29 protein-coding genes are annotated in these 22,978 nt (G+C 75.3%); 19 read left to right on the forward strand and 10 right to left on the reverse strand.

What is annotated here, in order from left to right; all coding sequences use genetic code 11:
- Positions 1 to 337: 337 nt before the first annotated feature.
- Complete coding sequence (locus AB6N24_RS16655) at positions 338 to 937, reverse strand: LURP-one-related family protein (RefSeq protein ID WP_412870503.1); 600 nt, start codon at positions 935 to 937, stop codon at positions 338 to 340.
- A 122-nt stretch (positions 938 to 1,059) separates the two neighbouring features.
- On the opposite strand from AB6N24_RS16655, the gene AB6N24_RS16660 reads away from it, so the two are divergent.
- Positions 1,060 to 1,563 carry a ribosomal maturation YjgA family protein gene (locus AB6N24_RS16660; RefSeq protein ID WP_412870504.1) on the forward strand — a complete coding sequence of 168 codons (504 nt, stop codon included), beginning with the start codon at positions 1,060 to 1,062 and terminating at the stop codon, positions 1,561 to 1,563.
- Here AB6N24_RS16660 and AB6N24_RS16665 read toward each other — a convergent pair.
- Together AB6N24_RS16665 and AB6N24_RS16670 are read right to left on the reverse strand one after the other, a co-directional pair.
- Positions 1,500 to 3,611: an elongation factor G gene (locus AB6N24_RS16665; protein WP_412870505.1), complete on the reverse strand. Its 2,112-nt coding sequence runs from the start codon at positions 3,609 to 3,611 to the stop codon at positions 1,500 to 1,502. The genes AB6N24_RS16660 and AB6N24_RS16665 overlap by 64 nt on opposite strands.
- A 114-nt stretch (positions 3,612 to 3,725) precedes the next feature.
- Positions 3,726 to 3,959 carry a hypothetical protein gene (locus AB6N24_RS16670; RefSeq protein WP_412870506.1) on the reverse strand — a complete coding sequence of 78 codons (234 nt, stop codon included), beginning with the start codon at positions 3,957 to 3,959 and terminating at the stop codon, positions 3,726 to 3,728.
- A 250-nt stretch (positions 3,960 to 4,209) separates the two neighbouring features.
- Here AB6N24_RS16670 and AB6N24_RS16675 point away from each other — a divergent pair, with 250 nt between their 5' ends.
- Together AB6N24_RS16675 and AB6N24_RS16680 are read left to right on the forward strand one after the other, a co-directional pair.
- Entirely contained in the window at positions 4,210 to 4,842 is a 633-nt protein-coding gene (locus tag AB6N24_RS16675) for a hypothetical protein (protein WP_412870507.1), read from the forward strand.
- A gap of 18 nt (positions 4,843 to 4,860) precedes the next feature.
- Positions 4,861 to 5,508 (forward strand): hypothetical protein, encoded by a 648-nt coding sequence (locus AB6N24_RS16680; RefSeq protein ID WP_412870508.1) that lies wholly within the window; start codon positions 4,861 to 4,863, stop codon positions 5,506 to 5,508.
- A gap of 16 nt (positions 5,509 to 5,524) precedes the next feature.
- Here the strand turns inward: AB6N24_RS16680 and AB6N24_RS16685 are convergent, their stop codons facing one another.
- Entirely contained in the window at positions 5,525 to 5,971 is a 447-nt protein-coding gene (locus tag AB6N24_RS16685; protein WP_412870509.1) for a nucleotide pyrophosphohydrolase, read from the reverse strand.
- 68 nt (positions 5,972 to 6,039) lie between these two features.
- Between AB6N24_RS16685 and AB6N24_RS16690 the strand changes: the two genes are divergently transcribed.
- From AB6N24_RS16690 to AB6N24_RS16735, 10 genes are all read left to right on the forward strand, one after another.
- Positions 6,040 to 6,552: an FAD-binding oxidoreductase gene (locus AB6N24_RS16690; protein WP_412870510.1), complete on the forward strand. Its 513-nt coding sequence runs from the start codon at positions 6,040 to 6,042 to the stop codon at positions 6,550 to 6,552.
- Positions 6,553 to 6,732: 180 nt separating this feature from the next.
- Positions 6,733 to 7,599: an SDR family oxidoreductase gene (locus tag AB6N24_RS16695; RefSeq protein ID WP_412870511.1), complete on the forward strand. Its 867-nt coding sequence runs from the start codon at positions 6,733 to 6,735 to the stop codon at positions 7,597 to 7,599.
- A gap of 163 nt (positions 7,600 to 7,762) precedes the next feature.
- Positions 7,763 to 8,179 carry a VOC family protein gene (locus tag AB6N24_RS16700; protein ID WP_412870512.1) on the forward strand — a complete coding sequence of 139 codons (417 nt, stop codon included), beginning with the start codon at positions 7,763 to 7,765 and terminating at the stop codon, positions 8,177 to 8,179.
- A 188-nt stretch (positions 8,180 to 8,367) separates the two neighbouring features.
- Positions 8,368 to 9,468, forward strand: a complete 1,101-nt coding sequence (locus AB6N24_RS16705) for a Gfo/Idh/MocA family oxidoreductase (protein WP_412870513.1) — start codon at positions 8,368 to 8,370, stop codon at positions 9,466 to 9,468.
- A gap of 111 nt (positions 9,469 to 9,579) precedes the next feature.
- The gene (locus AB6N24_RS16710; RefSeq protein ID WP_412870514.1) at positions 9,580 to 10,578 is read left to right on the forward strand and encodes a TIGR03557 family F420-dependent LLM class oxidoreductase; all 999 of its coding nucleotides are present in this window, start codon (positions 9,580 to 9,582) and stop codon (positions 10,576 to 10,578) included.
- 3 nt (positions 10,579 to 10,581) lie between these two features.
- On the forward strand, positions 10,582 to 10,953 hold the full coding sequence (locus AB6N24_RS16715; RefSeq protein WP_412870515.1) for a hypothetical protein: 372 nt from the start codon (positions 10,582 to 10,584) through the stop codon (positions 10,951 to 10,953).
- Between the two features lie 58 nt (positions 10,954 to 11,011).
- Complete coding sequence (locus tag AB6N24_RS16720) at positions 11,012 to 11,377, forward strand: VOC family protein (protein ID WP_412870516.1); 366 nt, start codon at positions 11,012 to 11,014, stop codon at positions 11,375 to 11,377.
- Between the two features lie 29 nt (positions 11,378 to 11,406).
- On the forward strand, positions 11,407 to 11,676 hold the full coding sequence (locus AB6N24_RS16725; protein ID WP_412870517.1) for a DUF1272 domain-containing protein: 270 nt from the start codon (positions 11,407 to 11,409) through the stop codon (positions 11,674 to 11,676).
- A 94-nt stretch (positions 11,677 to 11,770) separates the two neighbouring features.
- Positions 11,771 to 12,343 carry an endonuclease V gene (locus AB6N24_RS16730; protein WP_412870518.1) on the forward strand — a complete coding sequence of 191 codons (573 nt, stop codon included), beginning with the start codon at positions 11,771 to 11,773 and terminating at the stop codon, positions 12,341 to 12,343.
- The gene (locus AB6N24_RS16735) at positions 12,336 to 12,803 is read left to right on the forward strand and encodes a GNAT family N-acetyltransferase (protein ID WP_412870519.1); all 468 of its coding nucleotides are present in this window, start codon (positions 12,336 to 12,338) and stop codon (positions 12,801 to 12,803) included. The genes AB6N24_RS16730 and AB6N24_RS16735 overlap by 8 nt, the downstream gene beginning before the upstream one ends.
- A gap of 28 nt (positions 12,804 to 12,831) precedes the next feature.
- Here AB6N24_RS16735 and AB6N24_RS16740 read toward each other — a convergent pair whose 3' ends face one another.
- Positions 12,832 to 13,608, reverse strand: a complete 777-nt coding sequence (locus AB6N24_RS16740) for an isocitrate lyase/PEP mutase family protein (protein ID WP_412870520.1) — start codon at positions 13,606 to 13,608, stop codon at positions 12,832 to 12,834.
- A gap of 80 nt (positions 13,609 to 13,688) precedes the next feature.
- On the opposite strand from AB6N24_RS16740, the gene AB6N24_RS16745 reads away from it, so the two are divergent.
- Complete coding sequence (locus AB6N24_RS16745; protein ID WP_412870521.1) at positions 13,689 to 15,125, forward strand: amino acid permease; 1,437 nt, start codon at positions 13,689 to 13,691, stop codon at positions 15,123 to 15,125.
- Here the strand turns inward: AB6N24_RS16745 and AB6N24_RS16750 are convergent.
- The 3 genes from AB6N24_RS16750 to AB6N24_RS16760 form a co-directional block, all read right to left on the reverse strand.
- Positions 15,122 to 15,730 carry a hypothetical protein gene (locus tag AB6N24_RS16750; protein ID WP_412870522.1) on the reverse strand — a complete coding sequence of 203 codons (609 nt, stop codon included), beginning with the start codon at positions 15,728 to 15,730 and terminating at the stop codon, positions 15,122 to 15,124. The genes AB6N24_RS16745 and AB6N24_RS16750 overlap by 4 nt on opposite strands.
- Before the next feature lie 134 nt (positions 15,731 to 15,864).
- Positions 15,865 to 16,323, reverse strand: a complete 459-nt coding sequence (locus AB6N24_RS16755) for a hypothetical protein (protein WP_412870523.1) — start codon at positions 16,321 to 16,323, stop codon at positions 15,865 to 15,867.
- A gap of 129 nt (positions 16,324 to 16,452) precedes the next feature.
- Positions 16,453 to 16,893 (reverse strand): nitroreductase family deazaflavin-dependent oxidoreductase, encoded by a 441-nt coding sequence (locus AB6N24_RS16760; protein ID WP_412870524.1) that lies wholly within the window; start codon positions 16,891 to 16,893, stop codon positions 16,453 to 16,455.
- Between the two features lie 209 nt (positions 16,894 to 17,102).
- Between AB6N24_RS16760 and AB6N24_RS16765 the strand changes: the two genes are divergently transcribed.
- Positions 17,103 to 18,185, forward strand: coding sequence for a right-handed parallel beta-helix repeat-containing protein (locus AB6N24_RS16765; RefSeq protein WP_412870525.1), 1,083 nt, complete (start codon positions 17,103 to 17,105; stop codon positions 18,183 to 18,185).
- 131 nt (positions 18,186 to 18,316) lie between these two features.
- Positions 18,317 to 19,204, forward strand: a complete 888-nt coding sequence (locus AB6N24_RS16770) for a protein kinase family protein (RefSeq protein WP_412870526.1) — start codon at positions 18,317 to 18,319, stop codon at positions 19,202 to 19,204.
- 66 nt (positions 19,205 to 19,270) lie between these two features.
- Here the strand turns inward: AB6N24_RS16770 and AB6N24_RS16775 are convergent, their stop codons facing one another.
- Entirely contained in the window at positions 19,271 to 20,230 is a 960-nt protein-coding gene (locus AB6N24_RS16775) for a manganese catalase family protein (RefSeq protein WP_412870527.1), read from the reverse strand.
- A 278-nt stretch (positions 20,231 to 20,508) separates the two neighbouring features.
- Between AB6N24_RS16775 and AB6N24_RS16780 the strand changes: the two genes are divergently transcribed.
- The 3 genes from AB6N24_RS16780 (at position 20,509) to AB6N24_RS16790 (ending at position 22,683) form a co-directional block, all read left to right on the forward strand.
- On the forward strand, positions 20,509 to 21,585 hold the full coding sequence (locus AB6N24_RS16780; RefSeq protein WP_412870528.1) for a NosD domain-containing protein: 1,077 nt from the start codon (positions 20,509 to 20,511) through the stop codon (positions 21,583 to 21,585).
- An 85-nt stretch (positions 21,586 to 21,670) separates the two neighbouring features.
- Positions 21,671 to 21,898 (forward strand): hypothetical protein, encoded by a 228-nt coding sequence (locus AB6N24_RS16785; protein ID WP_412870529.1) that lies wholly within the window; start codon positions 21,671 to 21,673, stop codon positions 21,896 to 21,898.
- Positions 21,895 to 22,683 (forward strand): DUF429 domain-containing protein, encoded by a 789-nt coding sequence (locus AB6N24_RS16790; protein WP_412870531.1) that lies wholly within the window; start codon positions 21,895 to 21,897, stop codon positions 22,681 to 22,683. Before AB6N24_RS16785 ends, AB6N24_RS16790 begins: the two co-directional genes overlap by 4 nt.
- Before the next feature lie 86 nt (positions 22,684 to 22,769).
- On the opposite strand, the gene AB6N24_RS16795 is transcribed toward AB6N24_RS16790, so the two are convergent.
- The gene (locus AB6N24_RS16795) at positions 22,770 to 22,910 is read right to left on the reverse strand and encodes a hypothetical protein (RefSeq protein ID WP_412870530.1); all 141 of its coding nucleotides are present in this window, start codon (positions 22,908 to 22,910) and stop codon (positions 22,770 to 22,772) included.
- Positions 22,911 to 22,978 lie beyond the last annotated feature (68 nt).

The raw sequence follows: 22,978 nt of genomic DNA on the forward strand, positions 1-22,978 counted from the left end.
GCGAGGGCGTCGTCGACCGCGCGGCTCGTGGCGTCGCCGCCGGCGCGCGCGACCCCGGGGCCCCGCCGACGGCGGTCGAACCGCCGCGCCAGCCGGCCCGTCCGCTCCTGCGCGTCGTGCCCTGCGTCCATGCCGCTCACCGGACCCTGCCTGCCCTCACGTGCCCCCGCGCGGCGTCGCCGCCCGCCCGGGGGTCGCTGCTGTCGACGGCGGCCGTGCGGCGCGACGCCGGGCCCGTTCGGGGCCCACCGTGCTCATCGGCGCGGCGGCGGGGCTGTTGACGCACGGGGCGGGCCGGCGGCGGCTGCGGCGGGGTGAATCGCGGGCGCGGGCGGGGTCAGCGCGACTGCAGCACGTCGAGCGCGACGGCCATCGCGGCGGCGACCCGGCCGTCGAGCCGCCCACCGGGGACGGTGATGGTGTACCGGTCGCGCAGCGACGGGCGACGCTCCGACGTCATCACGACGTGCCCGTCCGGGTCGGCGAAGTCGAAGTGGAAGACGAACGGCACCGGGACGTCCCCGACGACCGGGATGAGGTCCCACACCCGGCGCAGGACCGCGACGTTCGCGCTGCGCTCCTGGCCGACGGCCGTGACGCCGCGCGACTCCAGGTGCCACGTCGAGCGCAGCAGCGACCTGCCGAAGTCCTTGCGGAACGAGCCGATCGTCATCCCGTTCGCGTCGGTCACGTCGTAGGTCGCGCCCAGGTCCATGCGCTGGCGGGACCGGAACCCGAACACCGGGGTGGTGCGCGACTCGTCGGTGTAGAAGGTGACCTGCTCCTTGAACGCCATCCGCTTCTGCTGCGCGACGGCCAGGACCGGGCCGGGCTCGTCGTTCGGCCCGAGCGCGCGCACCACGTAGCGGTTCACCATCATGGTGATCTTCTGCTCGACGGCGAACCGCTCGATGCCGGTCAGGTCCTGTGCGCTCACGATGCTCCTCGGGGACGGGCTGAGGGCAGCAGCCTGCCACGTGCGGTGCGCGTCCACGGGGGACTCGTGGAGGTTCCGTGGATCCGCCCCGGCGGGCGTCCGCGGGTCGCCATGCTGGCCGGGTGAGCCGCCGACCCGCCCTGGCCGTCGCCGCGCTCGTGACCGTCGCGGCCGGGCTCGCGGTGCGCTCGGCGGCGTCCGCCGTGGACGCGGGGAGCGGGGTCGCGTCCGCCGTCGCGGAGCCGGTCGGCGACGCGCTCTACGCGGTGCTCGTGTACGCGATCGTCGGGGTGGTCGCCGTCCGCGCGCGCCCGTGGGTGCTCGCGGCGGTCGCGTGGGCGCTCAGCTCGGCCGTCGAGGTCGCACAGCTCACGGGGGTCCCGGCCGCGGTCGTCGCGGTGTGGGAGCCGGCGCGCTGGGTGCTGGGCACGACGTTCGACGCACCGGACCTGGCCGCGTACGCCGTCGGGGCCGCGCTCGCCGCGCTCGTCGACGCCGGCGTGGCGCGTCGTCGGGCAGCGGGCACCCCGCGTCCTGGCGCCGGCGTCCCCGCGCCCGCCGGTCAGCGCGCCCGCGAGACGTGGGCGAGCGAGCCGCCGTCGGCCCCGAGGCGGTCGACGAGGTGAGCGGGCACGACGTCGTCGTGGTCGTGCTCCGCGACGAACTGCCCCCGCCCGCCGGTGAGCGAGCGCAGCTCGAGCACGTACCGCGCGAGCTCAGCCTCGGGGACCAGGGCCCGGATCTCGTGGCGGCCGTCGTCGAGCGCGGTCGTCGCCACGATGCGCCCGCGGCGCGCCGAGAGGTCCCCGAGCACGTCGCCCTGGGACGCGCCCGGGACGGTCACGGTGACGGCCGAGACCGGCTCGAGCACGACGGACCCGGCAGTCGCGAGGGCCTCGCGCAGGCCGTGGCCGGCGGCGGTGCGGAACGCCATGTCGGAGGAGTCGACCGAGTGGTACTTGCCGTCGGTGACCTCGACGCGCAGGTCGACGACGGGGTAGCCGCGCGGGCCGCCCGCGGCCATCGCCTCGGTCAGCCCGCGCTCCACCGCGGGGAGGTACCCGCGCGGGATCGCACCGCCGACGACCGAGTCGACGAACGCGAAGCCGGACCCGCGCGGACCGGGCGAGACGGTGAGCTGCACGACGGCGAACTGCCCGTGCCCGCCCGACTGCTTCTTGATCTTGCCCTCGACGCGGACCTCGCGGGCGATCGTCTCCCGGTACCCGACGCGCACGTCCTCGGGCTCGACGTGCACGCCGAACTTGCGGGCGAGCCGCTCGAGCGCGACGGCGAGGTGCGTGTCGCCGATGCCGCGCAGGACCGTCTGCCCGTGCCCGCCGCCCGCGCCGCCGGTCCGGTCGACCCGCAGCGTCGGGTCCTCGGCGACGAGCCGCGTGAGCGCGCCGGACAGCTTGTCGTCGTCGGCCTGCGTGACCGGGCGCAGTGCGAGCGCGAACGGTGCGGGGCGCTCGGGCGGCCCGGGGACGCGCACGGGTGTGGTCCGCGAGCCCAGCGCCGTCCCGGTCGGGGACGCCGAGAGCTTCGCGACCGCGACGACGTCGCCCGCGACGACCTCCGTGACCGGCACGTGCTCCTTGCCGCGGAGCGTGAACAGCCCGTGCAGCCGCTCGTCGGCGCCCGTCGTGGTGTTCACGAGGTGGTCCTCCGCGTGCAGCGTGCCGGACAGCACCTTGAGCAGCGACACCTGCCCGACGAACGGGTCGGCGAGCGTCCGGAACACGAACGCGAGCGGCTCGCCGGCGGGGTCGGCGTCGACCGTGACCACGGCGTCGCCCACGAGGACGGTGCGCGGGCGGTCCGCGGGCGACGGGCCGAGCGTGCACAGGTAGTCGGCGAGGCGGTCGACCGCGACGCCCGTGACCCCGGAGCCGACGAGCACGGGGACCTCGAGCCCGTCGCGGACCTCGTGCGCGAGCGTGCGGCCCAGCTCCTCGCCGGTCGGCACCTCCCCGGCGAGGTAGCGCTCGAGCTGCTCGTCGTCGCCGCTGACGATCTCCTCGGCGACCTCGTCGTGCAGGCGGTGCTCCTCGGCGGCGACGTCGTCGGGCACCGGGCACGTGTGGTGGCGCCCGTCCGGGTCGTACGCGAGGCCCTCGTCGGACAGCACGTCCGCGACGCCGTGGAACGCGTCCTCCTCGCCGAGCGGCAGCTCGAGCGGCACGATCCCCGCGCCGAACGTGTCCCGGAGCTGGTCGAGGACGCGGTGGAAGTCGGCGCGCGGGCGGTCCTCCTTGGTCACGAAGACCAGGCGCGGGAGCCCCGCGGCGACGCAGCGCTGCCACGCGTGCTCGGTGCCGACCTCGACCCCGTCGACCGCGCTGACCACGATCACCGCGAGGTCCGCGACCTGCACGCCCGCGTCGACCGCACCCACGAAGTCGGCGTACCCGGGGGTGTCGAGCAGATTGATCTTGCAGGTCTGCCCGTCGGGCGCGGTCCACTCGAACGGCGCGACGGCGAGGGACAGCGAGATGCCCCGCCTGACCTCCTCGGGCTCGTGGTCGCACACCGTCGACCCGTCCTCGACGCGGCCCGGCCGGGCGATCGTCCCGGCCCGGTGCAGCAGCGCCTCGACGAGCGTCGTCTTCCCTGCGCCGCTGTGGCCGAGCAGCACCACGTTGCGGATCCTCGGCGTCGTTGCCGTGCCCATGCGAGCTCCCCGGGTCGGAGGTGGACCTGCGACCAGGCTAGCCACCGACGCAAGACACCCCCGGGACGTGGGTCCCGGGGGTGCCTCGGAGCTGTGCGTCGCCGTCGGGCGGCGTCAGACGCGCGAGCGGACGTCCTGCCAGGCCCACTCCTCGACCGCGCGGCGCTGCGTCGGGATCGTGAAGAAGCCCTCGATCGTGTTGGGCACCTCGACCTCGGGCTCGTCCGTCCAGAAGACCCACCCGCGGGGCGCGCGCGGCCAGCCCGGGTCCGGGATCCAGCCCTTGGGCGGCGTCCAGCCCTCGGGTGCCGGCGGCCAGGTCGGCGGGCGGTGGTAGCGACGGTTCACGTGAGTGCCTTCCCCCATGCGGTCCAGGACGCGACGGTGTCCTGCGGGGTCCTTATCGGGAGCCGGGTGAGGGACCTGAAGGATTCGGGAGGACGTGTTCTCACGGTAACGAGCGGGTCATGTGGTGGTCTGGGACACAGGGCCCAGGACCAGGCCGGCGACGTGCCGTATCACCGGGTGGACGCCGTGTATCTGCAGGTGGGGACGCCGCTCCACGTGGGTGTCCGAGGCGAGGGGAGGGGTGGCCGTGGTGCTGGAGCAGGTGGAGACGGTCGACGTGGCCGCGTGGTGGGAGGCGCAGCTCGACGCGTCGCACGAGGTGCGCCGGCGCGCGGGGGAGACGCTCGGGCCGCGGGGGTGGACGGCCGGTGCCGCGAGGGCCCTCGCGCCCTGGACGACGTCCGTGCACGTGCCGTACGCGTACCACGACTACCGCCCGTACGGGTCGTCCCGCACGGTCCACGAGGTCAACGGCGACGACGGGTACGTGCGGTTCGCGGGCCTCGGGGCCAGCGTCGCGGCGCACCTGCTGACGCTGCTCGACGAGCCGCAGCTCGCCGTCCGGCAGGGTGACGGCCCGACCCTCGGGGGGCTGCTGCGCGCGGCCGTCACGCACCCCGGGGTCGTCGAGGTCTACGGCCACGTCGTCGGTCCGCGCGCCGCGGGCGAGCGGGTCGTCGCCGAGGGCGCGTTCCTCTACGCCCTGCCCGAGCTCCAGGTGCCGGAGTGGCCGCACGACGGGCCGTGCGAGTGCACCGTCCTGTGGGCCGCGGCGCGCGAGCGGTACGGGGTCGACGACGCGCTCGGCATGCCGCAGGAGCTGCAGCGGAGCGCCAACCTGTGGCGGCCCGGCGAGCTCTGCTGGCGGCTCGGCTGGGAGTGAGCGGGGGAGGATGGCGGCGTGACGTCCTCGCACCGCCGCCTGCGCCCGTTCGGCACCGTCCTCGTCGCGGCCGTCGTGGTGGGGGTCGTCGGCGTGGCCCTCGCCTCCGGGGGCGACCTCCTCGACCGTCGCCCCGAGTACACGCCGCTCTACACCGCCGACGAGCTGCGGGCGCGGCCCGACCTCGCCGAGGTGCTGCCCGGCCAGGTCGACGCGACCCGCGCCGTGCTCGCCGCCGTGGCGGACACGGCCGACGTGACGTGGGAGCCCGCGGACGCCGACGTGTTCGTGACCGAGCGCGACGGCACCGAGGACCAGGTGGTCGACGGCCTGCCCGTGCTGCGCTGGAAGCCGGAGCACTGGGACTCGGAGCAGCCCGCGGAGCTCGACGACGCGATGGTCGAGGCGCTCGGCGAGGCCGTCCGCGGCGCCCTCGAACCCCGCGGCTACACGGTCTCGACGGAGGGCGCGACGTCGGCGCTGCACGACCGGGCGCTGTTCTTCCGGGCGAGCGACGGCGACGACGGCTCGGTGCAGGTGCTCGCGCTGGACGACGGGACGCTGCGGGTCATCGCGCTCTCGAGCGCGCACGTCCACCGGGGCGACGGCGGGTGCGAGCCCCTCGACTGCCGGCCGCCTGTCGAGGACCCCGCCGCCGGGCCGTGACCCCTCCGCGCGCGGGTCAGGACTTCTCGGGGATGCGCCCGCGCCACTCGTCCGCCGCGAACCGGCGGTGGGAGCCCGCGAGCTTGTCGCGCGCCGCCGGTCCCAGGTCGACCCCCAGCACGTCCGCGAGCCGCAGCAGGTAGACGAGCACGTCGGAGAGCTCCTCGCCGATGCGCTGCCGCCGGGCCGGGTCCGTGAACCGCTCGACGGCGCCGTCGGCCGGGACCCACTGCAGCAGCTCGGCGAGCTCGCCGACCTCCCCGACGAGGGCCAGCGCCAGGGACTTGGGGTCCTGGAACGGCGCCCACTCGCGCTCGTCGACGAACTCGCGGACCAGGCGGGTGAGCTCGGCGATCTCGCGCTCGGGCTGCGCGGGCGCGGGGCGCTCGTGCGCCGGCCGCTCGTGCGCGGCGCGCTCGTGCGGCTGCTCGCGGTCGGGTGCGGGGGAAGGCTGCTCGGTCACGGTGCCAGCGTGGCACGGCGCGGGTGAGGCCTCTCAAGGTCCGCCACCCGGGACCCGATCGTGGGGGTATGAGACGACGCGCTGCCGCCCTGCTGATCGTCGGGGCCCTGGCCCTCGTGCCCGTGTCGGGCTGCGCGGCGCTGGTCCCCCGGCCGGTCCCGGCGGCGGCCGTGGAGTGCGACCCCCCGGCGCCCCCGGGCGCCACCGACGCGGCGCGGGCGTACACCGACGCGGCGCACCGGGCGCACGAGGCGCGCGTGCTCCTCTCGGACACCATCGCCGCGCAGGACATGATGATGTCGCTCGACGACCTGCGGACCTCCGCCGCGAACGACGAGGCGTTCCTCACCGAGGTGCGGGGGATCGACTTCCCGCCCGAGGCGGCACGTGCCGCGGACGACTTCCTGCGTGCGGTCGAGGCGGACGACGACTTCCTGCTCACGGCGGCCGCGCAGGACGGGTACTACGCCGAGCACGCCGCGGAGCGGAACCGGCTCTACGAGAACCGGACCAGGGCCGGCCACGCGCTGCGCGAGGCGCTCGGTCTCCCGCGCTCGGGCTGCAGCCTGAACCTGCCCTGAGCCCGGCGCCGCGGTGCGCCTCGCCCGCGGCCCCGCACCGCCCGCGGGACCTGCAGCGCGCTCCGCCGGACCGGCGCAAGAAAGTTGAAGGTTCATCTCCGATTCGGGAAGCAGCGCGCGACCTGCGCCGTTGTGCCGGTGCCGCGCCCGCGGTCCCGCGCACCACCCGGAGGAGCACCCATGTCCGTCGTCGTCACCGGAGCAACCGGCCACCTCGGCCGTCTCGTCGTCACCGAGCTGCTCGCCCGCGGGGTGCCCGCGTCCGACGTCGTGGCGACCGGGCGACGCGTCGAGGCGCTCGCGGACCTCGCCGCGCAGGGCGTGCGGGTCGTCGCGTCCGACTACGCCGACGCGGGCTCGCTGCGCGCGGCGTTCGAGGGTGCCGACACGGTCCTCCTCGTCTCCGGCAACGAGGTCGGGCAGCGCGTGACGCAGCACGGCAACGCCATCGAGGCCGCCAGGGCGGCGGGCGTGGGCCGCCTCGTCTACACGAGCGCGCCGCGCGCGACCACGACCGACCTGGTCCTCGCGCCCGAGCACAAGGCGACCGAGGAGCTCCTCGCGGCGTCCGGCCTGCCGACCACGATCCTGCGCAACAACTGGTACACGGAGAACTACGTGCCCACCCTCGAGCAGGCGCGCGCCACGGGCGAGGTCGTCGCGAGCGCCGGGGACGGCCGGGTCGCGAGCGCCACGCGCGCCGACTTCGCCGCCGCGGCCGCCGTCGTCCTGACGACCGCCGGTCACGAGGGCAAGGTCTACGAGCTCGGCGGCGACACCGCCTGGACGCACCACGAGCTCGCCGCCGCGATCGGCGAGGTCCTCGGGCGGGAGGTCGTCTACCGGCCGGTGAGCCCCGAGGAGCACCTCGCCGTGCTCACGACGGCGGGGCTCGACGAGGGCACCGCGGGCTTCGTCGTCGCGCTCGACGGCAACATCCGCGACGGCGCGCTCGCCGACGTCACCGGGGACCTGTCCCGGCTGACCGGGCGCCCGACGACGTCGCTCGTCGACGGGCTGCGCGCGGCGGTCGAGCCCACGCGCTGACGCGGGTCCCGACGGGCGGGCGCCGCGGCGGCGCCCGCCCGTCGTCCGTCAGGGTGCTCGTGCGCCTGCCGGAGGTCCGGCCGTGCGCGGGCGTCCGCCGCGGCCGACGCCCGGATGCGCGCCGCCGGGCTCACGGCCACGATGGGCCCGAGGAGGTGCCGCGATGAGCGTGGCCGGGAGCAGGCCGAAGGTCCGTCAGATCGTCCTCGACACCATGGACGTCCGAGGGCTCGCGGAGTTCTACCGCGAGCTGCTGGGTTGGGAGTACCGCCCGGGCGACGAGCCGCCGCCCCCGGGCGAGCCGGACACCGCCGACTGGCTGGTGCTGCGGGGCGAGGCAGGTGTGGCGCTCGCCTTCCAGCAGGTCCCCGCGCTGCCCGAGGCGACGTGGCCCGAGGGTCCGCGCCCGCAGCAGCTCCACCTCGACATGACCGTCGAGACGCCCGAGGAGCTCGACGCGCAGCACGAGCGCGTGACCCTGCTCGGCGGGCGGCTGCTGGAGGACCGCCGCGACGACCCGGACGAGCCGCTGCGCGTGTACGCCGACCCGGCCGGGCACCCGTTCTGCATCTTCGTCTGACGCGGGCGGCCCTGACGCGTCTGACCTGGGTGGTGGTGCCGCCGCGGTGACGCGGTCGGGCCGACGGTCGCCGAGCGGGGCGACGGCTGCCGGAGCGGCGTCGGGCAGCGCGAGCCCGCGTCGGCCTCCGCCGCGCCGGGCGTCCGCCGCGTCGAGCCGGGCGTGCACCCTCGGGCTAGCGTCGTGGCATGGGTGCGCAGGTGGTCCCGTTCCGGTTCGGCGTCGTCGGCAGCGGCTGGCGGGCGGGGTTCTTCGCGCGCATCGCCCGGCAGGTGCCCGAGCGCTTCGTGGTCGCGGGGGTCGTGACGCGGACCGCCGGGCGGGGCGCCGAGGTCGAGCGGGACTGGGGCGTGCCGACGGTGCGCACGGTCGCCGAGCTCGTGCGCGGCGACGCCGGTGCGCGCCCCGACCTCGTGGTCGTGAGCACGCCGTGGGACGTCACGCCGGGCGTGATCCGGGAGCTCGTGGCCGCGGGGGTCCCGGTGCTCACCGAGACCCCGCCCGCGCCCGACGCCGAGGCGCTCGACGCCCTGTGGCACGACGTCGGGGCGTCCGGCCTGGTCCAGGTCGCCGAGCACAGCCCGTTCCTGCCGATGCACGCCGCGCGCGCGGCGCTCGCCCGGCGCGGGCTGCTCGGGGACGTCACCTCGGCGCAGGTCTCCTCGACGCACCGACACCACGCGGCCGGGCTCGTCCGGCACCTGCTCGGCACCGGCCTCGCGGACGTGACGGTGCGCGCCCAGGCGTTCACGGCGCCGCTGCTCGACCCGATGAACCGTGCGGGCTGGACGGGCGCGACGGAACCCCGCGAGGCGCGCACCGTGCTGGCGACGCTCGACTTCGGGGAGCACGGCAGCGCGCTGTACGACTTCACCGACAACCAGTGGCACAACCCGCTGCGGGCGAACCGCCTCGTGCTGCGCGGCTCCGCGGGCGAGCTCGTCGACGACCGGCTCGTGCGCTGGACGGACCCGCGCACCGTCGTCGAGTCCCGGCTCGTGCGCCGCCAGTACGGCATCGAGCAGGACATGGACGGCTTCGACCTCGACCACGTGAGCCTCGACGGGGAGGTGCTCTACCGGAACCCGTTCGTCGGGGCGCGCCTGGCCGACGACGACCTCGCTGTCGCCGGGCTGCTCGCGGGGTCGGCCGGCTGGGTGCGCGGCGAGGGCCCGGCGCCCTACCCGCTCGCGGAGGGCAGCCACGACCACCGCATCGGGCTCGCGATCGAGGAGTCGGCGCTCACGGGCGAGCCGGTGCGGGTCGTCGCGCCCGTCTGGGCGGCCTGAGGCGACGACCCACGACCCCGGCCGGGGACCTGCGGACTCCCGCCGCTGCACCTCCCGGGCGAGCCCCCGCACCGGATGCGACCCTCCGGGGCGGGTGCCACCGTGGGACGCATGACGCGATTCGGGTACACCCTCATGACCGAGCAGTCCGGCCCCAAGGAGCTCGTGCGCTACGCCGTCGCGGCGGAGCGGCTCGGGTTCGACTTCGAGGTGTCGAGCGACCACTACTTCCCGTGGCTCGACGAGCAGGGGCACGCGCCGTACGCGTGGACGCTGCTCGGGGCCGTCGCGCAGGCGACCGAGACGGTCGACCTGATGACGTACGTGACGTGCCCGACCGTCCGGTACCACCCCGCCGTCGTCGCGCAGAAGGCCGCGACGCTCGCGGTGCTCTCCGACGAGCGGTTCACGCTCGGTCTCGGCGCGGGCGAGAACCTCAACGAGCACGTCGCCGGTCAGCGCTGGCCCGCGGTCGGCGAGCGTCACGACATGCTCGAGGAGGCCGTCGAGATCATCCGCGAGCTCCTCGCGGGCGAGCGCCTGACGTACGAGGGGGACCACTTCCGGGTCGACTCCGCGAAGATCTGGGACCTGCCCGAGCGGCCCGTCGAGATCGGCATCGCCATCTCCGGCGCCCAGTCGATCTCCCGGTTCGCGCCGCTCGCGGACCACCTCATCGCGACCGAGCCCGACGCCGAGGCGTTCGACGCGTGGGACGAGGCGCACGGCCCGGTCGAGGCCGGTGAGCCGAAGCCCCGCAAGATCGGGCAGATCCCGATCAGCTGGGACACCGACGAGGAGGCCGCGGTCACGCGCGCGCACCAGCAGTTCCGCTGGTTCGCGGGCGGCTGGAAGGTCAACGCGGACCTGCCGACGACCGAGGCGTTCGACGCCGCGAGCCAGTTCGCCCGGCCCGAGGACGTCGCCGAGCAGATCCCCTGCGGCCCGGACCTCGACAAGATCGTCGAGGCCGTGTCCGCCTACTGGGAGGCCGGCTTCACCGACATCGCGCTCGTGCAGGTCGGCGACGAGAAGCAGCAGGAGTTCCTCGACACCGCCGCCGGGCCGCTGCTGGACCGCCTGCGCTCCGCGGCGCCGTCGGAGGGCTGAGCCGTGGCGGTGACCGCGTTCGGGGACCTGCCGCTCGCCGACCGCGACCGCGAGTGGGACGGAGCGGCGGCCGAGAAGCGGGTCCGCGCGTGGGCGAAGGCCGACGACGAGCCCAACGAGCGGTACCGGGACGCGCACGTCTGGTACGACGCGGACGCGAAGGAGAACTTCGGGTCGTACAAGCTGCTCGTGGCAGACGTCGTCGGCGGCAGGCTCGTCGCGGTCCCGCGCGGGGTGTTCGCCGCGGCGGCCGTGATGCAGGGCTCCCGCGGTGGCGTCGACCTGCCCGCGAAGGACGTCGACCGCGTCAAGAGCCACCTCGCGAAGTACTACGCGAAGCTCGACGAGACGGCCCCCTGGGACCGCGACGACTGAGCGACGGCCGGGCCCGGCACGCCGCCGGGCCCGGCCGCGACACCTCCGAGGAGGACCCGTGCGCGTCCACCGCATCATCCCGAACCTGCACGTGCCCGACGTCGGCGCTACCGCGGACTTCTACGCCGGCTACCTCGGGCTGAGCCACGAGGACCTCGGCCTCGGCTGGGTCACGCGGTACGTCGCGCCGGGGGAGGGCCCGGCCGCGGGCGCCGAGGTCCAGGTGGTGACCCGCGACGCGACGGCCCCGCAGGACGCCGTCGCGTCGGTTCTCGTGGAGGACGTCGACGCGGCGTACGACGAGGCGCGGGCGCGGGGGTACGAGATCGTGCACCCGCTCACGACCGAGGCGTGGGGCGTGCGCCGGTTCTTCGTGCGTGCACCCGACGGCAACGTGCTGAACGTCGCGGCGCACCGGCGCTGACGCGGGTGTCGGCGGAGGGTCGACGCTCCGTGGCGGTGCTCGTGCTGGTCGGGCCCCTGCGCCGGCGCCAGGCTGGGCGCCGCGGTGCGCTGGGTGCTGCGGCGGGCGGGAGGTGGGACGCGGTCATGGAGATGCGACCGGCGTGCGAGCGCTGCGGGGCGGGGCTGCCGGCCGACTCGCGCGAGGCGACGGTCTGCAGCTACGAGTGCACGTTCTGTCGCGGCTGCACGGAGGAGCTCGCGGGGGTGTGCCCGAACTGCGGCGGAGAGCTCGTCCGGCGCCCGACGCGCACCGGCTGACGACGTACCGCGGACCGCCGGCCAGCGGTCACCACCGCGGTCTCGCGCCGTGCCTCCCCTACCCTCGGCGTGACCGAGCCGGTGGGAGGACGTCGTGATTCTCGACCCTGGCGCGCGCACCGGGAGGTACGGCGTGTGCGACGTGCACTACCCCGACACGGGCGGGGCGGTCGCCGCCCTGGTCGTGGCCGGTGACGCGGCGCTGTCGACCGTGCTCTCCGAGCACGTCGCGGTCCTCGCGCACGTCGCCCCCTACGAGCCGGGTGCCTTCTTCGCGCGTGAGCTGCCCGCGCTGCGCGCGGTGCTCGGGGGTGTCGAGCCGCTCGACCTGCTCGTCGTCGACGGGTACGTCGACCTCGACCCGGAGGGGCGCCCCGGCCTCGGCGCCCGGGTGCACGCCGAGCTCGGCGTGCCGGTCGTCGGGGTCGCCAAGACCCGGTTCCACGCCGCGTCGCACGTGATCGAGGTGCGGCGGGGGTCGGCGACGCGGGCGCTGTACGTGACCGCCGCGGGGATGCCGGCCGAGGACGCCGCCGCGCTGGTCTCCGCGATGGCCGGTCCGCACCGGATCCCGACGGCGCTGCGCCGGGTCGACACGATCGCCCGTCGCCCCGGGCTCGCCGGGGTCGCGCCGAGCCCGTCGACGCGGGCGGGCGCTCGTGCGTGACGCGACGCCGGCCGGCACCGGGACCGCTCTCGTCGTCCGCGCCGCCGAGCCCCGCGACCTCGCGGCCGTCACCGCGCTCGTCCGCGAGCTCGCCACGTCGTTCGTGGCCGACGCGGACCGGGTCGCCGAGGGGTTCGCGGACCTGCTCGCCTCGACGGCCGCGGGCGGCGCGCGCGGGCGGCTGACCGTCGCGGAGGAGGGCGGCCGCGTCGTCGGCTACTGCCTCGCCGCGACGCACACGACCCTGCACGCGAACGGCCCCGCGGTGTGGGTCGAGGAGCTGGTCGTCGACGCGGCGTGCCGCGGGCGCGGGACCGGGTCGGCGCTCATGGCGGACGTCGAGGCGTGGGCGGCCCGCCGCGGCGCGGTGGTCGTGGCGCTCGCGACGCGGCGGGCCGGCGTGTTCTACGCGGGGCTCGGCTACGCGGAGTCGGCCGCGTACCTCCGCAAGATCCTCTGACGCGCGCCGCCCGCGCCGGCGCGAGCCGTCAGTTGAGCTTGCGGGTCCCTGCCGGCAGCGCGCCGCCGCCGTGCACGTCGCTCGCGAGGTCGGCGAGCGCGGTCAGCGCGACGTTCTGGCTCCACGGCCCGTACGAGACGCGCGCGACGCCGAGCCGCTGCAGCACGTCCAGCGCGAGCGACCCGGGCACGGCGATGACGTTGACCTTGCGCTCGCCGAGCGCCTCGACGAGCCGGGTCACGGTCGGCTCGTCGAGCAGCCCGGGGACGAAGACGGTCGACGCACCGGCGTCGAGGTAGGCCCGCCCACGCTCGATCGCCGCGCTCAGCACCGCCTCCCGGTCCTGGTCGCCCGCACGCAGGAACGCGTCGGTGCGGGCGTTCAGCACGAACGGCACACCGGCCTGCTCGCCGGCGGCGACGGCGGCCTCGACCGCGCGGACGGCGTCGGGCAGCGGCTTCATCTGGTCCTCGAGGTTGGCGCCGACGACGCCGACGTCGATCGCGCGCGCCACCGTGCCGCCCGGGTCGCCGTACCCGGCCTCGAGGTCGGCGGTGACGGGGAGGTCCACCGCGGCCGCGACGCGCCCGACCGCCTCGATCATCAGGTCGCGCGGGATCTTCTCGCCGTCCTCGTACCCGTACGCGGCGGCGATCGAGTGGCTGGCTGTGGCGAGCGCCCGGGTGCCGGGGACGTCGGCGACGACGCGGGCCGTGATGACGTCCCAGACGTTCACGAGGAGCAGGAGCTCCGGGTCGGCGTGGAGGCGCTGGAGCTCGCGGGCCTTGTCGGCGGTGGAGGTCATCCGCCCAACGTAGCCCGACGGCGGACCTGCAGGGACGCCCGTCCCGGGCGGGCGCCGCGCGCCGTCGTTAGCCTCGTGCGGTGAACGAGACCGCCCCGCCGCGCGCCACCGCCCCCACCCCCGAGCACCTCGGGACCGGCCTGCGGGTCCGGCACCTCACGATGATGGGGCTGGGCTCCGCGATCGGTGCGGGGCTGTTCGTCGGGACCGGTGCGGGCATCGCGATCGCCGGGCCCGCGATCCTCGTGTCGTACGCCGTCGCCGGGCTGCTCGTCGTGCTCGTCATGCGGATGCTCGCCGAGATGGCCGCCGCGATCCCGTCGAGCGGCTCGTTCTCGACGTACGCCGAGGTCGGCATCGGGCGGTGGGCCGGGTTCGTCATGGGCTGGCTGTACTGGGCGACGCTCATCATGGTGCTCGGCGTCGAGATCACCGCGGCGTCCGGGATCATCCACGGCTGGGCGCCGGTCCTGCCGCAGTGGCTCGTCGCGCTCGTGCTGGTCGCGGGGTTCGCGGTCGTGAACCTCGTCGGCGTCCGGAGCTTCGGGGAGTTCGAGTTCTGGTTCGCCTCGCTCAAGGTCGGCGTGATCGTCGTCTTCCTCGTCGTGGGGACCCTGCTCGCGCTCGGGCTGCTGCCCGGCACCGACCCCGTCGGCACGAGCAACCTGCTGGGCAACGGCGGGTTCGCCCCGCACGGGCTCGCGGGAGTCGCGTCCGGGCTGCTCGTGGTGCTCTTCGCGTTCGGCGGCATCGAGATCATCACGATCGCCGCCGCCGAGTCCGACGACCCGCAGCGCTCGATCGCGACCGCGGCCCGCAGCATCGTGTGGCGGATCCTGCTCTTCTACGTCGGCTCGGTCGCGGTCATGGTGCTCGTGCTGCCGTGGGACTCGGCCGCCCTGGTCGCCGGGGAGGGGGAGTCCGGCGACGGGCTCGGCGGGCCGTTCGTCGCGGTGCTCGACCTCGTCGGCGTCCCCGGGCTCGGGCGGATCATGGAGGTGGTCGTCGTGGTCGCGCTGCTCTCGGCGTTCAACGCGAACGTCTACGGCACCTCCCGCATGGCGTTCTCGCTCGCGCAGCGCGGCGACGGCCCGGGCGGGCTGCTGCGGGTCTCGCGCCAGGGGGTGCCGTGGTCCGCCGTCGCGCTCTCGGTGGCGTGCGCGCTCGTCAGCATCGTCCTCAACTGGGCCCTGCCCGCGGGGCTGCTGGGGCTGCTGCTCGGCGCGGTCGGGTCCTCGCTCGTCGTGCTGTGGGTGTTCATCGCGGTCTCGCAGCTGCGCCTGCGCCGCCGGCTCGAGGCCGAGGGGCGCCTCGGGGTGCGCATGTGGGGCTTCCCGTACCTGTCGTGGGCGACCCTCGGGCTGCTCGCGGGCTTCGTCGCGCTGATGCTCTCCGACCCGGACGCCCGCGTGCAGCTCGCGTCGACCGCGGTGCTGTGCCTCGTGCTCCTCGGGCTGTACGCGGTGCACGCGCGGCGCCGGCGGGTCGGCGCAGCGCCCGTCGCGTCCGGCGGCTAGGAGAGCCCGTCCGCCGCGCGCATCTCGTCGGCCGACCGTGCGACCTCGGCGGCCTGCTCGACGGTCAGCTGGGCGCGCACGTCCGCGGCCGCGGCGACGTACGGCGCGGCCTCCGCCTCGTCCACCTCGCCGAGCAGCAGAGCGTCCCCGTCGAGCCCCTCGAGGAGCGTCGCGACCTCCGCGGGCGTCGCGGCAACCCGGATCGGCTCGCCCTCCGACCAGGTCAGGGCGGCCTCCTCGAACTTGCCCTCGAGCGACCAGGCGTTCTCCGTCCAGGGCTCCCAGCTGTCCTCGGCCATCTCGTACAGCGACATGCCGACGGCGGGCGCGTGGTCCTCGGTCACGGCGAGGGCGATGGTCCCGTCGGTCACCGCGTCGGTCACCGCGTCGGGCACCGCGTCGGTCACGGGGGACGGCTCCGTCACGGGAGCATCGGGCTCGGCCGCCGCCGCCGCCGCGCCCGGGGACGCGAGCGGCGCGGCGGTCTCCGCCGCACCCGGGACCGGCGGCGGCGCGAGGGACGCGCACCCGGCGAGGGAGACTCCGACGGTCATCGCGAGCACCGCGAGCAGCATCGTCGTGCGCGACGGCGTCGTGCCGGTCATGAGTACCCCCTCGATCCGCGGCGCACGCTAGCGGCCGCGCCACCGACCGGACGCCCCACGGAGCCGCGTGCCACCCGGTCGGCGCACCGATCTCACCCGGGGAAGGGCGCGCGGCGCCGCACGACGGAGGTGCGTCAGCCCGTCGTCGTCTCGACCGGACGCGCCTCGTGGCCCTCGCGGCCGTGCGTCCGGTTCGACTCCTTCATCTGCGCCTCGTAGACGTGGCGCCGACCGTCCATCAGGCGGTCGCGGACCTCGCGCTCCCAGTGCCGGAACGTCGACCAGTAGCCCTCGTCGTAGTCCTCGACCACCTGGAACGTCCAGCGTCCGTTCAGCACGTTGCGCCCGACGAGGTCGGCGCGGATCTCGTCCGCGAGCTCGGGCTCCCCGGCGGCGGCGAGCTTGTCGAGCGCCTCGGCGAGCTCGATGTCCGCGCGGCCGGTGAGCCGGTGGAACGCGTACAGCATGCCGCGGGCGTGCTCGGTCACCTCGAGCGCGGCGGTCACTCCGCCGACGGCCTCGACGAGCGCGTCGCTCGCGCCGTCGGGCACGCGGTGGTCGGGGTCGGGGGCGTCACGGAGGTCGTCGGTCATGCGTGCCATCGTCCGACGGCCGTCCGGGGCCCGCACCCGGAGGACCGTCCGGGACCCCGGACCCGGCCCGGGGACGACGGACGCCCCGCACCGAGGGTGCGGGGCGTCGAGGTCGGTCGGGAAGCCGGCTCAGTCCTCGATCGGGATCAGGACGAACACCGGGATCTCGCGGTCGGTCTTGGTCTGGTACTCGGCGTAGTCGGGCCACGCGGCGACGGACCGCTCCCACCACGCCGCGCGCTCGTCGCCCGTGGCCACGTGCGCGACGTAGTCGCGCCGGACCGGGCCGTCCTGCAGCTCGACGTGCGGGTTCTTGACGAGGTTGTGGTACCAGACGGGGTGCTCGGGGGCCCCGCCCTTCGACGCGACGACGGCGTACTCGCCCTCGTGCTCGACGCGCATGAGCGGGGTCTTGCGCAGCTTGCCGGACGTCGCGCCAACCGAGGTCAGCAGGATGATCGGCTTGCCGCGCAGCGTGTTGGCCTTCGTCCCGCCGGAGGCCTCGAACTCCTCGGCCTGCTTGCGGGCCCAGTCGGACGGGCTCGGGGCGTACTCACCAGAGAGGGGCATGTCTGCGAGAACGTGCGCGTCGCCGAGGGCATTCCCGCGCGGTGGCGCGCCCCATCGCGCCGACGCGGGTGCACGTCGGGGCATCCCGCGACCGCCGCCGACCGCCGGTGCCTAGTGTCGGGAGAGGCCGGCCGACGGAGGCCCGGCCGCTGCCCGGGACGTCAGGACGAGGGCGCCACCGGGCAGCCTCAGCGACGCAGGGGGACCCGATGTATCCGACCTCGACCGCGGGGCTCGCACTGGCACTCACGCTCCTCGCGAGCCCGGCGCCCGGGCCGACGGCGAGCCCGACGCCCGACCCGACGCCGCAGCCCGTCGCGTGCGGCGGGACGATCACGCAGGACACCGTGCTCGCCGCCGACCTGGTCTGCACCGAGGGCGACGGCCTGCGGCTCGTCGGGCCCGTCACGCTCGACCTCGACGGGCACACGATCAGCGGGCCCGGTTCCGGCACCGGCGTCACGACCGACAGCTCGGTGCACGGCGTCGTGACCGGCGGGACGATCCGCGGCTGGGAGCGCGGGGTCGCGGCGCGCACCGACGACCCGCCTCAGGAACCGCCCATGCCCGCCACGGTGCACCACATGGTCTTCCGGGACAACGCGTCCGGCATCCACGGCTCCACCGCGGCCTTCGAGATCAGCTGGTCCCGGTTCGTGGACAACGGCACGGGCGTCGACATGGCGTTCCGCGCGGACGCGACGGTCGACCGGTCCGTGTTCGTGCGCAACGGGACCGGCGCGCGCTCGGGCTCCGACCACGCGGTGCTCGTGACCGCGTCGACGTTCCGCGACAACGAGATCGCGCTCAGCACGAGCGACGGCGCGGTCGTCGCCTCGTCGTCGCGGTTCACGGGCAACACGACGGCGGTGTCGCACTTCCGAGGGGTTGTCGAGCTCACCGACAACGTCGTCGCCGGGAGCGAGATCGGGGTCGAGGGGTCGTTCGGGTCCGTGCTGATGACGTCCAACACCTTCCGGCGCAACGTGCTCGCGGTCGACGGCAGCGACACGATGACCCTGCGCGGCAACCGCTTCGTCGGCAACGACCGGGCCGTGGTCGCGACCGACCCCCGCGAGCAGGGCGTGACCATCGACATCGACGGCGACACGTTCACGCGCAACGGGGACGCGATCTGGGCGTCGACCGCCTCCCGGATCGCGAACGTCACCGCGGTGCGCAACACCGGGTGGGGGATCTACGCCCCGAACGCCGTCGACGGCGGAGGCAACGTCGCGCGGGCGAACGGGAACGAGCCGCAGTGCGTCGGGGTGGTGTGCGGCGCGCGCTGACTCCGGGCGGTGCTCGGCCAGCCGGCGGGTGAAGTATTCCGGGGCAAACCCGGCGGTGGTCTACCGGATCCTGCGAACGGTGGTGACCCTGGGCGGACGACTCGGCTCGAGGGGGAACCGTGAGAAGTGGCATGCAGTGGGGGGTCCGGGGGATCGGCGCAGCGGCGCTCGGGATCCTGGGGGTGCTGGGGGCGGGCGTGCTCGCCGTCCCGGCCGCAGCAGAGGTCGAGCAGCCGGTGACGCTGTGCAGCGAGCTGTGGAACCAGCGGGAGTACGTCGTCGCCAACGTCGACGTGGTGGGTGACGTGCTGATCGACGAGGGCGGGTGCAACATCCTCCACTCGTCCGTCTCCGGGGACGTGATCATCCCCGCCGGACAGGACCTCGACCTCTACGGGACGGTCGTCGACGGCGACGTGCGTGTGGCGGGGGACGCCACGCTCTACGAGACCACCGTGTTCGGCACCGTCCGGCTCGAGGCGGCGGACACCGCGTGGCTGCGCGTCGACAGGTGGAGCACGGTGGACGACGTCCGCGGGCTCGCCCGCGAGGTGACGTCCGCCGGCGGCGCGCGGATCACCGGAACCTACGACGTCACCGCGACCGACATGCACCGGCTGCAGCACAGCACCTTCGACGGGCCGGTGACCGCGCGAGGCGGCCGCCTGCTCACGCACGGCTCGACGTTCGCCGACCTGACGGCCGTCGGCTCGCGGGACGCCATCGTGTGCCGCACCTCGGTGGCCGGCGACCTCACCGTCACGGCACTGTCCGACTACGCCCGCATCGGCCTCGAGGGCCGCGAGCAGTGCCGGACCACCGTCGGCGGCTCGCTGATCCTGCGCGACAACCCGCACAGCGTCGACCTCGGCGAGGTCGCGGTCACCCGCAACCTCGTGTGCGTGCGGAACACCGGGCCCCGCGTGGTCACCGGGACCGCCGCGTTCACCGACGGCTCGCGCGTCACCGTCGGCGGAGTGACCTACGGCGAGTGCACCTACGACTGGTCCTGGATCTGAGGGACGGGCACGACGAGCGGCCCGCCGCAGTGCGCGGCGGGCCGCTCGCGTCCCGGGGGGCTGCCGTCAGCTCGCCGGCGGGACGGGCCCGTAGACCGGCTGGACCTCGGCCATCTCGATGTCGGCGGTCGCCTGGATGAGTGCCAGGAGCTCCGGGTCGGCGCCCGGCGAGAACTCCTCGAACCGCTCCTCGGCGATCGTCATCGGCACGCCCGCGGGCGCCTGCTCGGTCGCGTCGAGCTCGGTGCCGTCGTTCGAGGGCGACATGCCCCGGAAGATCTTCCCGGCCTCCGACTGGTTGGTCAGGTCGAACGAGTACTGCTTGCTCTGCAGCCCGAGGTCGAGGAGCTTCTTGACCTCGGGAAACTGCTCGGCGTTGGTCTTCGGGATCGGCAGCGTCTTCTTCCAGTCGACGCCGAGGGTCTCGAGGGCCTTCGCGTACGCGTTCTCGTGGGCCTGGTCGCGGACGATCAGGTAGGAGATCGTCGAGCGGGCCGTCTTGTTGTCCGTCATCTCGTAGATGCGGCACTTCTGCAGCCGGCCGGTCGACTCGAGCATGAGGTTGTAGAGCAGGTCGAGCACGAGGTTGCCCGAGTTGTAGACGTAGCTGCCGCTCCACGGGTTGCCCGCGGCGTCCACCGGCAGCGCGCCCTGGGCGGCCACCAGGTAGTGGTGGATGTTGCTCTGGTGCGTCGCCATCTCGAGCGGCGTCTTCCCACCGGCGCCCGGCTGGTCGAGCGGGTCGGTCTTCTTGCCCTGGTAGCGCGGCGAGCCGTCGAGCAGCCGGGAGATCGTCGTGCCGATCAGCTCGACGTGGCTGATCTCCTCGGTCCCGATGCCCTGGAGCAGGTCCTTGTACGGCTTCCCGGCCGGGCCGCGGAAGTTCATGCTCTGGAACAGGTACTGCATCATCGTGCGCATCTCGCCGAACTGACCGCCCAGCCCCTCCTGCAGCGCGTTCGCGGCAGCGGGGTCGGGCTCGTCGGGGATGATCTCGTTGATCAGGCGCTGAACGTGCAGGTACATGCGCTGTCCTCTGTCCGAGGCGGTGCGGCCACGCGTCTGGACCGCCCTGGCGACGCTAGGCGCCGGTCGGCCGGGCCGCCAGCGGGCGGCGCCCGCTCAGCCCCGGAGGGCCGTGGCACGTTCGGGCCGAGGAGGCTGCACGTCGGGGCACGCCGAGCCGGATGCCGGTGCGCTGTCCCTACTGTCGGGAACGGCTCGGCCCACGGCGCCGGGCCGGTCGCCGGGCCGCGGTGATGCGTCCGGACCGGTGACCGCTCGAGCACCACGAGGGGGACCCGATGCACCTGACCACGACGGCGGGCCTCGCGCTCGCGCTGACGCTCTCGCTCAGCCCGACGCCCACGCCGAGCCCGACGACGGACCCGACGCCGCAGCAGCCCGCGTGCGGCGCGACCCTCACGACCGACACGCTCCTCACGGCGGACCTGGTCTGCGCCTCGGGCTCCGGGCTGCGGCTCGTCGGTCCCATCACGCTCGACCTGGGCGGTCACACCGTGCGCGGACCGGGCGCCGACGGTGGCACCGGCATCCTGTTCGACAACGCCACGAACCAGGTCATCCGCAACGGCACCGTCGAGGGGTGGGGCTCGGGCATCAAGGGCTGGAACGAGTTCCCCGAGGGCTCGGTCGTCCCGAGCACGCTCAGCGAGCTCCTCGTGCGCGACAACGACGACGGCGTCACGGGCTTCACCGCCGAGCTCGACATCACCCGGTCCCGGTTCACGGACAACACGACCGGCCTCCGCTCCGCGCTGTGGACGAGCGTGCGGGTCGACCGGTCGACGTTCGCGCGGAACGGGTTCGCGGTGCACAGCGGGGCGCAGGTCGCCATCACGGGCTCGACCTTCGTCGACAACGAGCTGGCGCTGAGCGCGACCGACGGCGCCGTCGACGTGACGTCGTCACGTTTCGCCCGGAACACGACGACGGCGTCCGAGCACGGCGGTGACCTCGTCCTCACCGACAACACGGTCACGGACAGCGAGGTCGGGGTCACGGGCGGGCTGTTCGGGCACACCGTCCTCACGTCGAACACGTTCCGGCGCAACGTCGTCGCCGTGGACGTCGTCGACACCATGACCCTGCGTCGCAACGACTTCGTCGGGAACGGCACGGCCGTGCGCGCCGTGGACCCGAACGAGGTGGGGGCGATCGCCGACCTCGACGGCGACACGTTCCGGCGCAACGGGGACGCGATCTACGCGACGGCCTTCTCCCGGATCGCGAACGTCACCGCGGTGCGGAACACCGGGTGGGGGATCTACGCGCCGGCCGCGGCCGACGGCGGCGGCAACGTCGCACGGGGGAACGGGAACGAGCCGCAGTGCGTCGGGGTGGTCTGCAGCGCGAGGTGAGCGGGGGAGCGCGCGTCTGGCGGGTCCCGCCCGCCCGGACGAGGATGCGGGTGCGGCGCGTCGCCGCAGCGACGAGGAGGTCCCCGTGCCGCACCCGGCCGAGCCCGACGGGCGCCCCCGCGTCGCGCCGGAGCCCGGCGACGGCCACACCGGTGAGCGGGCCGGCAGCGCGGCCCTGGGCGGACCCGTGACCGGCCCGGTCCGGCCCGGGCGGCGTGGCCAGGTCGCGCGCACGTCGGGTGGCCCGCGCCGGCTCGAGCGTGTCCCGCGCGAGGCGTCGTCGCGCGCGGCCGTGCCCCGGGGTGCGGCCTGACCCGGTACCTCGGGCTCGACCTCGCGTGGGGGTCCCGGGCCCGGACCGGGCTGGCGGCGCTCGACGAGCACGGGCGGCTCGTCGCGTCGTGCGCGGTCCGCACCGACGACGAGATCGCGGCGTTCGTCGCCGAGCACGCGCCCGGCGAGGTGGTCGCCGCGATCGACGCCCCGCTCGTCGTCCCCAACCTCACGGGGCGGCGCCGGTGCGAGGCGCTCGTCACCGCCGAGTTCGGCAGGTTCCACGCGGGCGCCTACCCGGCGAACCGCAGCAACCCGCTGTTCGACCCGCCGCGCGCCCAGACGCTCGCCGACCGGTTCGGCTGGGCCACGGACCCCGGCGTCGTCCCCGCGGCCGGCACGTCGGTGGCGATCGAGGTGTACCCGCACCCCGCGACGATCCTGCTCTTCGGGCTCACGACCGTCCTGCCGTACAAGGCCCGGCGCGGGCGGGACCTCGAGTCCCGGCGGCCGGCGTTCCGCGCGCTGCTCGACCACCTCGAGCGGGTGTGCGACGACCGGCTGCGGCTCTCGGCGTCGCCGCGCTGGGCCGAGCTGCGGGCGGTCGTCGCGGGGGCGGTCCGGGCGAGCGAGCTCGAGCGCGTCGAGGACGAGATCGACGCGGTGCTGTGCGCGTACCTCGCGTGGCTGTGGGGGGCGCGGGACCCCCGCATGCGCGTGCTCGGCGGCGCGGACGACGGGTACGTCGTGGTGCCGGGGACGGTCGAGGGGGTGTCGGGGCCCGCGGTCGTGGCCGTCCCGGGCGAGGCGTCGGCCTCCGGCTGACCGACGGCGGGAGCTCGGTTCCGGCCGTCGGTGCCTCTCGCGCGGTCGCGGGAGTCGAGACGCCGGCTCCGTCGTCCCCGCACCGGTCAGTCGTCGAACACGTGCCAGCAGATCTCGCTCCGGCGCCGCTGGTCGTCGAGGACGAGCTCGCGCAGCCCGGCCGGGACCTGCTCCCGCTGCCAGTCGCGCGCGGCCCGACGGGCGGCCGCGCGGTGTCGTATACACATCTGACGCGGCCGACGACCAACGGCGGGGGGGGGGGGGGGGGGGGGGGGGGGGGGGGGGGGGGGGGGGG

This window comes from Cellulomonas jepli (assembly GCF_047229345.1).
Lineage (GTDB): Bacteria > Actinomycetota > Actinomycetes > Actinomycetales > Cellulomonadaceae > Cellulomonas_A.